The sequence below is a fragment of the Halopseudomonas phragmitis genome (assembly GCF_002056295.1).
In the GTDB taxonomy this organism is placed as follows: domain Bacteria; phylum Pseudomonadota; class Gammaproteobacteria; order Pseudomonadales; family Pseudomonadaceae; genus Halopseudomonas; species Halopseudomonas phragmitis.
This window is the reverse complement of record NZ_CP020100.1, coordinates 236861-250180: the sequence shown is the minus strand read 5'-3', so window position 1 is coordinate 250180 and position 13320 is coordinate 236861. Positions and strand designations below refer to the sequence as shown.

Below are 13320 nucleotides of genomic sequence, written 5' to 3'. Positions count from 1 at the left end.
TTTTCCGCTGCGCTCCAAACTTGCCGCAAAGCGCGGCGTTAGGCGTTAGGTGATCTGTGGATTCAAACCTTAGCATGTTGAAATACTATAAGAGGCATATTTTTGCCTTAAAGGATATGCTTGATGCAATTGATCCATCAAGTGAGGATTTCTCTCCGCTTTTGGAAATTCAAAAATACATTCTTGAAAGGATATTGGGTACAGAGGTACGAATAAATAAAAAGAAAGCGGAGCTAGGAGGGCTAAAAAAATCCCTGAGATCAAACAAGAATGGTAAAGAGCGCTCTATTGAAATTAAATCAAAGATTTCAAGCGTAAAGAAATCATTATCTGGCTATAAATTCCTGCTTTACGTTTGGAGATGTTTTGGTGATGGCATTGTTTTTAAGTACGTTAGTAAATGGAATCTCAAGCGGCTTATCTTTGAAGTGGATTCACCAGAAATAAAAAAAACGTCTGGGTATATTGGTGGGAAAGAAGGAATAGAGAAGGAATGGCAATTAGTCATGAGTGCCACTGAGCACAATGTTCCTGCTATCCTTTGTGATATCACCAACTCGATAAGGCATGGTGATATTTGCCTTCTAGGTGCAAGTGACCCTCATGTGATTGAGGTTAAGTCTAGTTCAAACACGAATAAGCGAGTAAAGCGACAAATTGAGTCAATAGATAAAATACATAGTTATTTTGAAAGCGATGTAGGGTCGATTGGTGGCCTAGACAGCATGAAACGTGTGGCATTCCCAGAAGAAGAGAAACATCATAACTCAGCAATAAATGAGGTTATTCGTTCCCTTTTTGATGATAAGTTCTGCAGGGTTTGCCCTGAGCCAGGGCTGCACTATGTGGGCATTCAAACAGGGGTAGTTACCGACTATGATAATCTATTCAACGGAATTGAAGAGCCTTTGGTTTATATGCTAAACCAAGCCAAAACTGATGGTCGATGGGATAATTACTATCCATTTACGCTATCTATAAAAGATGCTGCTTCTTTGTACCGTTTTTTAGCTGGTGAGGTGTACTTATTTGTTGTTGTTGATGGTTCTATTCTTAAGTCGATGTTTAAAAGCATTGGTTACGATCTAGATATCGTGATGTCTGAAGATGCAGGATTTATTTTTTCTAAGATGATTGATGGCTATGAAGAGCCCTTTTTTTATATTGCATCTGAGCACTATGTTGGAAGATTAGGGCTGGAATTTATCTCTCTAAAATGGTTTTTAGATAACGAGGAATTTATGCTAAAAGAAATAGAAGGTGAGCTTCTTGAACAGCTACAAAATGCCTAACAAGTTACAGCACGCGGATTTGGTAAATTCGTCACCTTTTTCGCTTGCGCAAAAAAACTGCCAACTATACCAAACCGGTGTGTAAGGCGTTAGGCATCCGAGTTACCCATGAGCAGTAGACACCTTCTATAGTTAGGTAGCCCCTAGCAGGAGGTGTGACATGGCCAAGAAGCGGCACGCATATACTGAGGAATTTCGCCGGGAAGCCGTACGCCGAGCAGACCAGCCCGGCAATACGGCGGCATCGGTTGCCAAGGAGTTGGAGCTGCATCCCGGCCAGATCTACAACTGGCGCCGACAGTTCACTCGTCTGTCTGAAAAGCAGTTCAACACGATGGATGGTGTTGATTATTCCAGGAAGGAATCAGAAGAGGTACGCCGCCTCAAGCGTGAGCTGAATGAAGCTCGGAAGGAAAATGAATTCCTAAAAAAGGCTGCGGCGTACTTTGCGAAGCACCAGGAGTGAAGTACGTCGTCATTGCAGAGTATCTGGGGCAATACCCGGTTACCTTGATGTGTCGGGCTCTGTCAGTGTCTCGGTCAGGCTTCTACAAGTGGTAGAAGCGTCCACCTTGCGCTAGGCAGCTACACCGCGAAAAGGTTGAGTGCAAGGTGGTTGAGTTGTTTGCGCAGTATAAGGCCCGCTACGGGGCCCCGAGGCTGGTTGATGAACTGAAGGCAGCGGGACTGCCTTGCTCAAAGAACCTCGTAGCCAACATCATGCGCTTACGCGGCATTCGGGCGCGTAATGGCAAAGGCTTTCACTACCGCTCCGCCAGCCCGACAATGGCCAATGTGGAAGAAAACCTGCTGCGCCGCCGGTTTTGTGCGAAGGGGCCTAATCAAAAATGGGTGACAGACATCACCTATATCTGGGTCAACGGGCGTTGGCTCTATCTGGCGACGGTGATGGACCTCTATTCGCGGGCCATCGTGGGTTGGAAGCTCGATAGCTCGATAGCTCGATGACGGAGAAGTTGGTGATGGGTGCACTCAGGATGGCGTTTGCAAGCCGGGACCTTCAGCCTGGGCTGATCATTCACTCGGATCGAGGGGTGCAATTCCGCTCGGTGAAGTATCTGGATATGGTCCGCTCCCGGGGCTGCTTGCCCAGCATGAGTCGCCAGGGTAACTGCTGGGACAACGCGGTGATGGAGTCCTTCTACAGCCGGCTCAAGGTCGAGCTGATCTATGCCGAGCAATATGCTTCCATCGAGGCGGTTCGATCCGGTATCTTCGAGTACATCGAAATTTTTTATAACCGTAAACGGAGACACTCTGCTCTAGGCAACATCAGCCCAGCAGAGTTTGAGCGAAAATGCGCATAACAGTGTCTACTTTTCGTGGGCAGGACCAGCATCAGTAGACTAGCAAGAGTCAATGGAATATTCAGCGAGGAAAAATGGAGTTAAAGACGGGGCTAAAGACTTTAGTGGACGAGCTGGATCGCGTGCACAAGGGAGCGGAACCTTGGTCCGAAGAAGTCGGCATTCCTGATTTTGTAACTGCCGACAACGGCATGCAGAGATACTTTACCCAGAAGGCAAGGGAAGCTCTCTGGCAGTTCTCAAGCACTCTCCATCAAAATCGACCAAAGAACTCACTTAAGATCGAGCCCGAAGAATACTATAAGATAGTCCGCCAAGCAGTTGCTGATCTGCATGCTGAGGAAAGATTTTTAGGTTTTGATGGAATCGACGCGGGCAACTTGATCGCTAGCTTGAAATCGCTCATCGAAGAGAGGCTCGCGAAAATTACCAATGAGCATACGCACTATTTCCCAGCGTGGACTTTGGGCATGGAGAGAAATGGCCCTTTCTCGCTCGGCCCAGTAACTATCTTAAGTAGAGCTGACTGGATAGATAAGGTCGACTTTCCCGAGAATGGAAAAGACCGATATTTGAACCAACCAGAGGCGAATCATCGCTGGAAGGAAATTCTCAATAGTGCTCTGCAGCAACCTAAAGACAAATCGCTATTGGAAGGGTTGGCAGGTGCCGTTTACAGGGCCGTCTCAACATGTCCAGCCTTAGTCGAAGTAACCATTTATGGGTATGAGCGTCAGTTCTCACGCAAACTAGCTAGGCTCGTCAGCAAGACGGCACTTGACTCAGTTTCTTTGGGAATTGGTGCGCCCGAGTGTTTCCTCCAGCAGGCACTGCAAGATGAGCGTTTGCCGCCTGTTGGTAGCGATAGCTTAATCGAAACGAACGGGTTCCTTTGGTTACCCGGAAGCGTGCTCGGGGGGCGGTTTCCTTCGCTATCCCCTGAAAGGGTAGTACAAGCATTGACTGATATGAATGAAATCATTCCGGCATTTGAAGCAATCCTAAAGGGGTTGGTCGATCCAGGGAATCACCCGCACCCTAAGCTTGTCAACCGATGGGCCACGGCTTTAGATTGGTTTGGTGAGGGCAACCGAGAATCAAGTGATACCATAGCATTGGCCAAGCTTGGAACCTGCCTGGATGTACTCTGTTGTGGCGGAAAAAATGTCGGCATTCGAGATATGGTTGTTCACTTAACCGGTACAGATGGCGATGTACAGGTGATAGGAGGCAGTCGACCTCGAACCTTAAAACAATTAATAAAAGACATCTATGACCATGGTCGATCACAGATACTGCACGGCACCCATTACGACAGGCTAGAGTCATTTGCTGCTGAGCGTAAGCATGCCGCCTACCTAGCGAGAATCGTATTGATTGAGAGTGCGGTGAGGTTGCAGAGCTATGATGGTCTTGATGATGAAAAGGCATTCAGGATTATCTAGTGATGAATCTTTTTCCGACCTTACTCCTTTGTAGATCCAGGTCTAACAATGCTCTGCTGCCGGACAAATTTTTCGCTGCGCTCCAAATTTGCCGCAGAACGCGGCGTTAGCCCTCAGAATAGCTCCGTGAGAACATCATGACACCGATCTACATCAGCATATTTTCATCAGCAATCGCAATTGTGTCTTTATTCTTTGCTGTCTATTCATGGCGCCAAGTTAATAGACCTCTGGTAACGGCTCGTATTACTGCTGTATCTGGCGGAGAGGGTGGTATTGTCCTTAACCTTCTAGTTGAAAATACGGGCAATCGACCAGCCCGTGACATTCGACTTATTGCAGAGGAAGCGCATGTTAAGGCGGCTTCAATCCAACAAGCAATTCCCGTAGATGCGCAGCGCTGCTTCTTTAGCAATATCTACATTCCCGTCCTTGCAAATGGGCGGTCTGCTTCGAATGCGTTTTGGCACCTTGGTCAATCGGACTCATGGAGCGCTGGGGCAGAGATTCCAGTTACTATCAAGTACTTTGATCTAACTGGTCGATCATTTTCAAACAAACTGCGGCTGCTGCTCGCTGACGATGCTGGCTTTGCCCAAACATCCTGGGGTAAGGGCTACTCTAGCAATGGCTAACAAGTGTAGCCTGTCGGACAAATTACTCGCTGCGCTCGCAATTTGTCGCAGCTACAGGCGTTAAAACAACAAGGAAGTTCGGTGGAAAAACTCAAAGTAATATTTCTATTCGACATTTTTCCATTTCTATGTAGATTAGTTGGTGTCGGGCTTTTTCTTATGGGGCTATATGGCATCGGTTTTCCGCCAAAAGAAGATATCGGCACTGCTTCGCTGACATTACTGGTTTTAGCGATCTTTTCTTGCTTCTGCCTATGGCAAAAAGATAAGTCTTGGAAAGTTTCTGGCTTTTGAGAAAGAGATATCCCAGGTTAAGACTGAAGTGGCAGAATTTAAAGGAGAGACTCGACAATTCCTTAATGTTTGTAGTGACATGATAACTGCAATATCTAACACGGTAAATCAAACAGTTAATGTGCATTTTCCCGGAAGAGAGCAGGTTCAGGAAGCAAAAGAAGAACTTAATGCAACATTGAAAAATCAGGAGTCTCCTGAGGAAGTGGAGGATGAGCTGGAAGCTTATCTTAACCAATCAGGAAATGATCCTAACTTTGCACTTGCTAGGCTCAGAATAGAGTTGGAGAAATCTCTTAGAGAGATTCTAGGAAAGCGAACACAGACCGCTGATCCGCTATCAATGAAGTCAAAATACATGTCTGCAAGGCAGTTATTCCGTGAATTTGTTAATCAATACCCTAAATGCCAAGGTTTGCATAGTTCATTCGACTACATTCTAAAGGTATGCAACGCTGCTATTCATGGTCAAAAAATATCAGAAGGGCATGCGCATGAAGCAATTTACATGGGTATTAAAATGCTAAAAGAGTTCGAGCGTGCTGATAAGTCGTTTTAACAAACGGCTGCTAGGGGCTGCATTACGCTTCGCTCCATGCAGCCCCAGAGCCGAACGTTAACTACCAGCCTTCCGCCCCTGCCGCTATGCTTCCTACACCAAAACCTGAGGACTCAATATGACAGCCGAAACGAAAGTCAAAGGGCCTGCCTCTTACTTTCCATCTATTGAGAAGGCCTATGGAAAGCCCGTTGCTCACTGGTTTGCCATTCTTGACTCTGTGAAAGAGCGTAAACATATGGAGCAAGTGGCTTTTCTTAAATCGGAGCACAGCATTGGTCATGGTCACGCCAATGCGCTTGTTGCATACCATCGTGCGCAGCAAAAGGCATAGCAGGGAGTTAATGATCCATGAAGGGTGTGTGCCTCTGCGGTGAGGTGGCTTTTGAGATAGAAGGGGATCTGCCGAATCTCTATCAATGTCATTGTTCTCTGTGTCGTCAGGCTACTGGGTCTACAGCCAATGCCGCTACGTTTGTGCGGCAAGAGTGCTTCCGGTGGGTTGCCGGCGAATCCAGGATCAGTTCATTTCAAAAACCAACCGGCTACCGCAGTGATTTTTGTTCGGTCTGTGGCAGTCCTGTGCCCAACGTGCTGCGTGATACAGGCTGGATCTGGGTGCCTGCCGGTCTGCTAAGCGGAGAGATTGCGTCACGGGTTGCTGTTCACCTGCATCTGTCTTCTGCTGCTTCATGGGAGCAGGAGGCAAAGGGTTGTGTGCGGCTGGCGGGCGGGCCCGATAGTTTGGAAGCCCTCAAGGCGTTGTTGTAGCTCATTTCTTTGCCGGGCATGTCGATTCGCTCTTTCTCCGTGCGACTACCAGGTGTGATACCCAGAGCCGAACAGGAGCAAAGACATGAAAACACCAGCCAAGACCACCATCTGCCTTTGGTACGACGGCGATGCGGAAGAGGCCGCGCGCTTCTACGCGGATACCTTCCCTGACTCATCCGTCGGTGCAGTCCTCTACGCACCGGGAGATTATCCGGCGGGTAAGAAGGGGGATGTGCTGACTGTTGATTTCACCGTTATGGGTATCCCGTGTCTGGGGCTTAACGGTGGTCCCGAGTTCACGCACAGTGAGGCGTTCTCGTTTCAGGTCGCAACCACGGACCAGGAGGAGACGGACCGTTATTGGAATGCGATTGTTGGAAACGGTGGCCAGGAAAGCGAATGTGGTTGGTGTAAGGATAAGTGGGGGTTGTCTTGGCAGATAACGCCGGTTGTCCTGACCCAGGCGCTCATGCACCCCGATCCCGCTACGGCCAAGCGTGTTTTCGAGGCGATGATGCAAATGCGCAAGATCGACATTGCTGCGATCGAGGCGGCGCTGCGTGGATGAAGCGCTCTTCGTTGCCCAGTTCCCGAATAAACGAGTTATTCGGGACGGCTGTGCTTACTCTTCAACCAGCGTTCTGATCAGCTTGAAGACCTTGCGGGCGGCGGCTGGTGGTTTGTTTTCCTTGGCTTCCTTGGCTGCCTGACGGGTCAGTTGGCGTAGAGTCTGGCGCTCGCTGGCGGCCTGGGGATAGCTGCTGATGAAGGCTTCCAGTTCGTCCGGGTTGCCGCTGAGGATGCGGTCGCGCCAGCGTTCGAGCTGGTGGAAGTGCTGGGCGTGGGCCTGGCTGCTGCTGTCCAGACGGTCGACAAAGGCCTGGATCGCTTCGATATCCTGATCACGCATCAGCTTGCCGACAAAGCTCATGTGGCGCTTGAGCGCGCCACGGGCGGTGTGCCTGTGGGCTTCGGCCAGTGCCAGGCGCAGTTTGTCGGTCAGTTCGAGCTTGGCCAGTTGTTCCGGCTTGAGCTCGAGCAGGCGTTGGCCCAGGTCGCGCAGGGCTTGCAGTTCGCGCTTGACCTGACTCTTGCTGACGCCTTCGTCCTCATCAAACTGCTGTTCATCGTGAAACTCGGTCATCGTGATACCGTTGGTATTGAATCAGCCAATATGATACCCGGTTGCGGGACGGCTGTCCGGCTCTGGATGGGGTAGACTAGGGGCCTGATTATCAGGAGGTGACATGACTGCCAATCCCGCCGTACAACACGACGATCCCCAAGGCTTGCGCCTGCATCTGGAGCAGCGTGTGGCCTTTATTCTCGACGAGGCTCGCCGCCAGGGCGCGTCGGCCTGTGAGGTGGCGGTCAGCCAGAATACCGGGCTGTCGGTTGGCGTGCGTCAGGGCGAGGTGGAAACGGTCGAGTTCAATCGTGATCAGGGCTTTGGTATCACTCTTTATCTGGACCAGCGCAAGGGCTCGGCCAGCACTTCGGATACCTCCGATGGGGCGATTCGTTCAGCAGTGGAAGCGGCGCTGGCGATTGCCCGGCATGCTTCACAAGACCCCTATGCCGGGCTTGGTGATCCTGAGCTGATGGCCAGGGATCTGCCGGATCTGGACCTTTACCACCCCTGGCAACTGAGCGCTGAACAGGCCATTGAGCGGGCGCTGGCCTGCGAGGCGGCCGGGTTGGCGCTGGATACCCGGCTGGTCAGCGACGGGGCTCACGTCAGCAGTCAGCAGGGTTGCCGGGTGTATGGCAATAGCCATGGGTTTATTGGCAGTTCGCTCGGTACCCGTCACAGTGTTTCGGCGGTAATGATCAGCAACAGCGATGAGGGTATGCAGCGCGACTACTGGTATGGCGTTGATCGCCAGGCTGAGCTGTTGCCTGCGGCCGATGCTCTGGGGCGCAAGGCGGCCGAACGGGCGTTGGCGCGGATCGGGGCGCGCTCGATCAAGACCGCCAAGGTGCCGGTGCTGTTTGTGGCCGATCAGGCCGCCGGTCTGCTGAGCAGCCTGATGGGGGCGATTGCCGGTGGTGCGGTGTATCGCCAGTCGACCTTTCTGCTTGATGCCCTCGGCAAGCCGCTGTTCCCTGCCTGGGTGACGGTCGATGAGCGCCCGCATCTGCTGCGGGCATTGGGTAGTGCGGCTTTCGATGGCGAGGGGCTGGCCACTCGGGAGCAGGCCTTCGTCGAGGATGGGGTACTCAAGAGCTGGATGCTCAGCAGCTATTCCGGACGCAAGCTCGGTCTGCCCAGTACGGCCAATGCCGGCGGGGTTCACAATCTGCACATTACCAGCAATGCCGGCGATCTGAATGCGCTGTTGGCGGAAATGGGCACGGGGCTGCTGGTGACGGAATTGATGGGGCAGGGTGTCAACGGGGTGACCGGTGACTACTCACGGGGTGCTGGTGGGTTCTGGGTCGAAAATGGCCAGATCGTGCATCCGGTCAAGGAGGTCACCATTGCCGGTAATCTGCGCGATATGTTCCGTCAATTGCGCTGTGTTGGCAGCGATGTGGAGCGGCGCGGCAACTATCTGACCGGGAGCTGGTTGGTGGATGGGATGACGGTGGGCGGCGCGTAGGCCCCGGCTTCAGTGCCTGAATCTATTCACCCTCGCCAAAATAATCATTGATCAGGGCCAGCAGTTCTTCCATAGCCTGCTCGGCCTGTTCTCCTTCGCAGGTGATGCTGACTTCGCTGCCTTTGCTGGCGGCGAGCATCATCACTTGCATGATGCTTTTGCCATCGACCTGGCTTTGTTCATTCTGACCGATTTTTACCTGGCAGCCGTAGCGGCTGGCGACGCCGACGAATTTGGCGGCTGCGCGGGCGTGCAGGCCGAGTTTGTTGATGATTTGAACGCGGGTAGTCGGCATGGTCAGGGCAGGTCGCGATGACGGAGGATAAGGTTGTTGGTGCTGGTGTCGCCCAGTTCCCGGGCCAGACGTTCGGCCAGGTAGACCGAGCGGTGGTGGCCGCCGGTGCAGCCGATAGCGATGGTCATGTAGCTGCGCTCGCCGGCGGCATAGCGCGGCAGCCATTTTTGCAGGAACTGGAAGATGTCCTGGTACATTTCCTGAACATCCGGCTGGGCCTCAAGGAACTCGCAGACCGGCTGGTCCTTGCCCGAATAGGGCCGCAGGTCAGGATTCCAGTACGGGTTGGGCAGGCAGCGCACGTCAAAAACCAGGTCGGCATCGACCGGCACGCCGCGTTTGAAACCAAATGACTGAATCAGAATCGAGGGCTGCTTGGCATCGCTGCCGAGCAGCCGCTGCTTGAGCTGTTCGCGCAGCTGATAGAGGGTCAGGTGGCTGGTGTCGATCTTGAGATCGGCCAGGTCGATGATCGGCTCAAGCAGGCGCAGTTCTTCGGCGATGGCCTCGGCCAGCGAGTGGCTGCTGTCGGTCAGAGGGTGTTTGCGCCGGGTCTCGGAGAAGCGCTTGATCAGCACTTCGTCGGTGGCGGCAAGGAACAGAATATCGCAGCGAATGCCGGCGTCACGGACCTGCTTGAGCAACTCGGGGAAGCGCCGCAGGTCGCTGGGCAGGTTGCGCGCATCGATGCTGATTGCCACCTTGGGCAGGTTCAGCTCGGTGTTGTTGGCTTCCTTGGCCAGCTCTGGCAGCAGGCCGGCTGGCAAGTTGTCGATGCAGTAGTAGCCGTTGTCTTCCAGCAGGTGTAGGGCGGTACTCTTGCCTGAGCCGGAACGGCCACTGACCACAACCAGACGCATGTTTAGCTCCCGTCGCTGCCGACCATTGTCTGGTACAGGCTGCTGGCGTCCGGAGCCTTGCGCAGTGCTTCGCGCAGCTCGGCCTGGTCAAGCTTTTCGGCCAGCATCTTGAGAATCTGCAGGTGTTGCTCGGTGGCTTCCTGGGGGACCAGCAATACGAAAATCAGGTCTACCGGTTCGCCGTCCAGAGCGTCGTAATCGATCTTGCTTTCCAGTTGCAGCAAGGCGCCAACGGCCTGTTCGCAGCCGGTGAGCCGACAGTGGGGAATGGCGATGCCGTGGCCGAAGCCGGTCGAACCCAGCTTTTCCCGGGCAATCAGGTTTTCGTAGATAGTGTCGGCGTCGAGGTCGGTGTGCTGGGCAATCAGCTTGCCGATCAGCTCCAGCACACGTTTCTTCGAGCCCCCTTGCACACCGGAGAAGGTGCGCTCGGGGGTCAGTATGTGGGTTATTTGCATGACTCTGTTGGGCCGGGATTAACGGTCGTTGGCGCCTTGTTGGCGATCCAGGTGTTTTTCCTTGTGCTTGATCAGCTGCCGGTCGAGCTTGTCGGTAAGCAAATCAATCGCTGCATACATATCCGTGTGCTCGGCGTTGGCGACCACTTCGCCCCCGGCGATGTGCAGGGTGGCTTCGACCTTCTGGCGCAGCTTCTCGACTTCCAGGGTCACCTGAACATTGGTGATCCTGTCGAAGTGCCGCTCAAGGCGGGCCATTTTTTCGTTGATGTAGTCGCGCAGGGATTCGGTGACGTCGAGTTGATGACCGCTAATGTTTAGTTGCATACGGCTTCTCCTGGTTGGCTGTTGTTACCGGGTACCGGTGTGGTACCCATGTTGCCACTTGTTACTACCGAATTCATTGATCTGTATGGGTTAAACCAAACGCTTTCGTTCGCTCGACGGGGCGATGTTCAATGACTCGCGATACTTTGCGATGGTCCGTCGGGCTACGTGGATCCCCTGTTCTTCAAGTAAACCAGCGATCTTGCTGTCGCTCAATGGTTTCTTCGGGTTTTCCGCTGCAACCAGCTTTTTGATCAGTGCCCGGATAGCGGTGGAGGAGAACTCGCCGCCCTCGCTGGTACTGACGTGGCTGGAGAAAAAGTACTTCAGCTCGAAGATTCCGCGCGGGGTATGCATGTATTTCTGGGTGGTGACCCGCGAGATGGTCGATTCATGCATGCCTACCGCTTCGGCGATGTCGTGCAGGACCAGAGGCTTCATGGCTTCTTCGCCGTGCTCGAGGAACCCGCGCTGATGCTCGACGATCTGGCTGGCAACTTTCATCAGGGTTTCGTTGCGGCTCTGCAGGCTCTTGATGAACCAGCGGGCTTCCTGCAGGTGGTTGCGCAGGTAGGTGTTGTCTTCGCTGCTGTCGGCTCGGCGTACCATCGAGGCGTAGTGGCCGTTGACCCGGACCTTGGGCACGGCATCCTGGTTCAGTTCGACGATCCAGCGCTGGTTGTCGCGCCGCACGATCACGTCGGGGATCACGTATTCCGGCTCGCCAGAGGCGATTTCCGCGCCTGGGCGCGGGTTCAGGGTCTGGATCAGGGCGATGACCACCCGCAACTGGTCTTCCTTGAGCCGGGTGCGGCGCATCAACTGGGCAAAGTCGCGGTTGCCGAGCAGTTCCAGGTGATCCTTGACCACCTTCATCGCCTGTTCGAGCAGTGGGGTGTCGCTTGGCAACTGGCGCAGTTGCAGCAGCAGGCATTCGCTCAGGTCGCGGGCGGCAATGCCGACCGGTTCGAATTGCTGAATGCGGTGCAGGACCATTTCGACCTCGTCCAGTTCGATCTCCAGTTCCGGATCGAAGGAGGCCAGAATCTCTTCAAGGGTTTCTTCAAGATAGCCGTCGGCGTTGATCGCATCGATCAGGGCCGTGGCGATCATGCGGTCGGTATCGGACATCGGCAGCAGGTTGAGCTGCCATTCCAGGTGGCTCTGCAGGGTTTCGCCGGTGCCGGTGCGCGAGGTGTAGTCCCAGTCTTCGTCATCGTTGCTGGGCAGTGAGCTGGCCGAAGTCTGGTAGACATCTTCCCATTGGGTATCGACCGGCAGCTCGTTGGGGATCTGTTCGTTCCAGTTGCCTTCGTCGTCGCTGTGCGGGCTGATGGAGTCAAGCTCGACTGGCTCGGGCAGAGTGACTGCTGGTGCGTCGTCGCTGTCGAGGCCGTTTTCCTGGCTGGCGCTGGGATAGTCGTCATCGCCATCGTCGGCCATTTCCAGCAGCGGATTGGCCTCCATGGCCTCTTGAACCTCTTGTTGAAGATCGAGGCTGGATAGCTGGAGTAGTCGAATGGCCTGCTGCAGCTGAGGGGTCATGGTCAGCTGCTGCCCCATCTTGAGGACGAGCGTGGGTTTCATTGTTTGGCGAAATACCTTATGCGCTGAGTCTAACCATTCCGAGGCCAGGCCCACCCTCCCTGTCGGCCTGTGCGGCGGGTGTTAACCAATAAACCGTACAGGCCTCTAGCATGCCTGAAATGTGTGCGCTTTTACAGGCGGAAGGTGTGCCCAAGATAGACATCTTTGACCAACTGGTTGGACAGCACAGCTTCAGCGTCACCTTCAGCGATGATATGGCCGTCGTTGACAATATAGGCCTTGTCGCAGATGTCGAGAGTTTCGCGCACATTGTGGTCGGTGATCAGCACGCCGATCCCCTTGTCACGCAAATGCTGGATGATCTGTTTGATGTCGTTGACCGAAATCGGATCGACCCCGGCGAAAGGTTCGTCAAGCAGTACGAACTTGGGTTCGCTGGCCAGGGCCCGGGCGATTTCGGCGCGGCGGCGCTCGCCGCCGGACAGGCTCATGCCCTTGGTGTCGGCCAGGTGGTGAATGTGGAACTCGCGCAGCAGGGCGTCGAGTTTGCCCAGCCGGCCCTTGCGGTTCAGGTCTTTGCGGGTTTCCAGAATCGCCATGATGTTGTCGGCTACCGACAGCTTGCGGAAGATCGAGGCTTCCTGGGGCAGATAGCCGATCCCCTGACGGGCGCGGCCGTGCATTGGCAGGGCGGTGATGTCCTTGCCGTCGATCAGGATATGCCCTTCGTCGGCCTTTACCAGTCCGACGATCATGTAGAAGCTGGTGGTCTTGCCGGCGCCATTGGGGCCCAGCAGGCCGACGATCTCGCCGCTGTTGATGGTGACCGAGATATCCCGGACCACCTTGCGGGCCTTGTAGGCCTTGGCCAGGTGGCGCGCCTCTAGGGTTGTCATGGCTGG

19 protein-coding genes are annotated in these 13320 nt (G+C 53.9%); 12 read left to right on the top strand and 7 right to left on the bottom strand.

The window, feature by feature from the left end:
- Positions 1 to 74 precede the first annotated feature (74 nt).
- From BVH74_RS01135 to BVH74_RS01095, 11 genes are all read left to right on the top strand, one after another.
- Complete coding sequence (locus tag BVH74_RS01135) at positions 75 to 1292, top strand: hypothetical protein (RefSeq protein WP_080048309.1); 1218 nt, start codon at positions 75 to 77, stop codon at positions 1290 to 1292.
- A gap of 160 nt (positions 1293 to 1452) precedes the next feature.
- The gene (locus BVH74_RS01130) at positions 1453 to 1758 is read left to right on the top strand and encodes a transposase (protein WP_218189162.1); all 306 of its coding nucleotides are present in this window, start codon (positions 1453 to 1455) and stop codon (positions 1756 to 1758) included.
- 146 nt (positions 1759 to 1904) lie between these two features.
- Entirely contained in the window at positions 1905 to 2261 is a 357-nt protein-coding gene (locus BVH74_RS18730) for a DDE-type integrase/transposase/recombinase (protein WP_155121678.1), read from the top strand.
- The gene (locus BVH74_RS01120) at positions 2258 to 2620 is read left to right on the top strand and encodes an integrase core domain-containing protein (protein ID WP_155121677.1); all 363 of its coding nucleotides are present in this window, start codon (positions 2258 to 2260) and stop codon (positions 2618 to 2620) included. The genes BVH74_RS18730 and BVH74_RS01120 overlap by 4 nt, the downstream gene beginning before the upstream one ends.
- Positions 2621 to 2724: 104 nt before the next feature.
- On the top strand, positions 2725 to 4065 hold the full coding sequence (locus BVH74_RS01115; protein ID WP_231705554.1) for a hypothetical protein: 1341 nt from the start codon (positions 2725 to 2727) through the stop codon (positions 4063 to 4065).
- Between the two features lie 137 nt (positions 4066 to 4202).
- The gene (locus tag BVH74_RS18725) at positions 4203 to 4700 is read left to right on the top strand and encodes a DUF8453 domain-containing protein (RefSeq protein WP_155121676.1); all 498 of its coding nucleotides are present in this window, start codon (positions 4203 to 4205) and stop codon (positions 4698 to 4700) included.
- Positions 4701 to 4781: 81 nt separating this feature from the next.
- Positions 4782 to 4994, top strand: a complete 213-nt coding sequence (locus tag BVH74_RS18910; RefSeq protein ID WP_218189161.1) for a hypothetical protein — start codon at positions 4782 to 4784, stop codon at positions 4992 to 4994.
- A 28-nt stretch (positions 4995 to 5022) separates the two neighbouring features.
- Complete coding sequence (locus tag BVH74_RS01110; RefSeq protein WP_218189160.1) at positions 5023 to 5553, top strand: hypothetical protein; 531 nt, start codon at positions 5023 to 5025, stop codon at positions 5551 to 5553.
- A gap of 118 nt (positions 5554 to 5671) precedes the next feature.
- The gene (locus BVH74_RS01105; protein WP_080048307.1) at positions 5672 to 5887 is read left to right on the top strand and encodes a DUF4287 domain-containing protein; all 216 of its coding nucleotides are present in this window, start codon (positions 5672 to 5674) and stop codon (positions 5885 to 5887) included.
- A gap of 17 nt (positions 5888 to 5904) precedes the next feature.
- A complete protein-coding gene (locus BVH74_RS19085; RefSeq protein ID WP_080048306.1) occupies positions 5905 to 6324 on the top strand; it encodes a GFA family protein in 420 nt (139 codons plus the stop codon).
- An 85-nt stretch (positions 6325 to 6409) separates the two neighbouring features.
- On the top strand, positions 6410 to 6895 hold the full coding sequence (locus BVH74_RS01095; protein ID WP_080048305.1) for a VOC family protein: 486 nt from the start codon (positions 6410 to 6412) through the stop codon (positions 6893 to 6895).
- A gap of 54 nt (positions 6896 to 6949) precedes the next feature.
- Here the strand turns inward: BVH74_RS01095 and yjgA are convergent, their stop codons facing one another.
- The gene (gene yjgA, locus BVH74_RS01090) at positions 6950 to 7471 is read right to left on the bottom strand and encodes a ribosome biogenesis factor YjgA (protein WP_080048304.1); all 522 of its coding nucleotides are present in this window, start codon (positions 7469 to 7471) and stop codon (positions 6950 to 6952) included.
- A 103-nt stretch (positions 7472 to 7574) separates the two neighbouring features.
- On the opposite strand from yjgA, the gene pmbA reads away from it, so the two are divergent.
- Positions 7575 to 8930, top strand: coding sequence for a metalloprotease PmbA (gene pmbA, locus BVH74_RS01085; protein WP_080048303.1), 1356 nt, complete (start codon positions 7575 to 7577; stop codon positions 8928 to 8930).
- Between the two features lie 22 nt (positions 8931 to 8952).
- Here the strand turns inward: pmbA and BVH74_RS01080 are convergent, their stop codons facing one another.
- The 6 genes from BVH74_RS01080 to lptB form a co-directional block, all read right to left on the bottom strand.
- Positions 8953 to 9225, bottom strand: coding sequence for an HPr family phosphocarrier protein (locus BVH74_RS01080; protein WP_080048302.1), 273 nt, complete (start codon positions 9223 to 9225; stop codon positions 8953 to 8955).
- A gap of 2 nt (positions 9226 to 9227) precedes the next feature.
- Complete coding sequence (gene rapZ / locus BVH74_RS01075) at positions 9228 to 10085, bottom strand: RNase adapter RapZ (RefSeq protein WP_080048301.1); 858 nt, start codon at positions 10083 to 10085, stop codon at positions 9228 to 9230.
- A 2-nt stretch (positions 10086 to 10087) separates the two neighbouring features.
- Positions 10088 to 10543: a PTS IIA-like nitrogen regulatory protein PtsN gene (gene ptsN, locus BVH74_RS01070; protein ID WP_080048300.1), complete on the bottom strand. Its 456-nt coding sequence runs from the start codon at positions 10541 to 10543 to the stop codon at positions 10088 to 10090.
- 18 nt (positions 10544 to 10561) lie between these two features.
- Complete coding sequence (gene hpf, locus BVH74_RS01065; RefSeq protein ID WP_080048299.1) at positions 10562 to 10870, bottom strand: ribosome hibernation-promoting factor, HPF/YfiA family; 309 nt, start codon at positions 10868 to 10870, stop codon at positions 10562 to 10564.
- A gap of 90 nt (positions 10871 to 10960) precedes the next feature.
- Positions 10961 to 12457 carry an RNA polymerase factor sigma-54 gene (locus BVH74_RS01060; RefSeq protein WP_080048298.1) on the bottom strand — a complete coding sequence of 499 codons (1497 nt, stop codon included), beginning with the start codon at positions 12455 to 12457 and terminating at the stop codon, positions 10961 to 10963.
- A gap of 131 nt (positions 12458 to 12588) precedes the next feature.
- Positions 12589 to 13314 (bottom strand): LPS export ABC transporter ATP-binding protein, encoded by a 726-nt coding sequence (gene lptB, locus BVH74_RS01055; RefSeq protein ID WP_080048297.1) that lies wholly within the window; start codon positions 13312 to 13314, stop codon positions 12589 to 12591.
- Positions 13315 to 13320: the final 6 nt, after the last annotated feature.

Excerpts from the sequence above, each read along its gene's own strand:
- BVH74_RS01135 (WP_080048309.1), top strand. The coding sequence starts at position 75 with ATGTTGAAATACTATAAGAGGCATATTTTTGCCTTAAAGGATATGCTT.
- BVH74_RS01130 (WP_218189162.1), top strand. The coding sequence starts at position 1,453 with ATGGCCAAGAAGCGGCACGCATATACTGAGGAATTTCGCCGGGAAGCC.
- BVH74_RS01120 (WP_155121677.1), top strand. The coding sequence starts at position 2,258 with ATGACGGAGAAGTTGGTGATGGGTGCACTCAGGATGGCGTTTGCAAGC.
- BVH74_RS18725 (WP_155121676.1), top strand. The coding sequence starts at position 4,203 with ATGACACCGATCTACATCAGCATATTTTCATCAGCAATCGCAATTGTG.
- BVH74_RS01105 (WP_080048307.1), top strand. The coding sequence starts at position 5,672 with ATGACAGCCGAAACGAAAGTCAAAGGGCCTGCCTCTTACTTTCCATCT.
- BVH74_RS19085 (WP_080048306.1), top strand. The coding sequence starts at position 5,905 with ATGAAGGGTGTGTGCCTCTGCGGTGAGGTGGCTTTTGAGATAGAAGGG.
- BVH74_RS01095 (WP_080048305.1), top strand. The coding sequence starts at position 6,410 with ATGAAAACACCAGCCAAGACCACCATCTGCCTTTGGTACGACGGCGAT.
- yjgA (WP_080048304.1), bottom strand. The coding sequence starts at position 7,471 with ATGACCGAGTTTCACGATGAACAGCAGTTTGATGAGGACGAAGGCGTC.
- pmbA (WP_080048303.1), top strand. The coding sequence starts at position 7,575 with ATGACTGCCAATCCCGCCGTACAACACGACGATCCCCAAGGCTTGCGC.
- BVH74_RS01080 (WP_080048302.1), bottom strand. The coding sequence starts at position 9,225 with ATGCCGACTACCCGCGTTCAAATCATCAACAAACTCGGCCTGCACGCC.
- rapZ (WP_080048301.1), bottom strand. The coding sequence starts at position 10,085 with ATGCGTCTGGTTGTGGTCAGTGGCCGTTCCGGCTCAGGCAAGAGTACC.
- ptsN (WP_080048300.1), bottom strand. The coding sequence starts at position 10,543 with ATGCAAATAACCCACATACTGACCCCCGAGCGCACCTTCTCCGGTGTG.
- hpf (WP_080048299.1), bottom strand. The coding sequence starts at position 10,870 with ATGCAACTAAACATTAGCGGTCATCAACTCGACGTCACCGAATCCCTG.
- BVH74_RS01060 (WP_080048298.1), bottom strand. The coding sequence starts at position 12,457 with ATGAAACCCACGCTCGTCCTCAAGATGGGGCAGCAGCTGACCATGACC.
- lptB (WP_080048297.1), bottom strand. The coding sequence starts at position 13,314 with ATGACAACCCTAGAGGCGCGCCACCTGGCCAAGGCCTACAAGGCCCGC.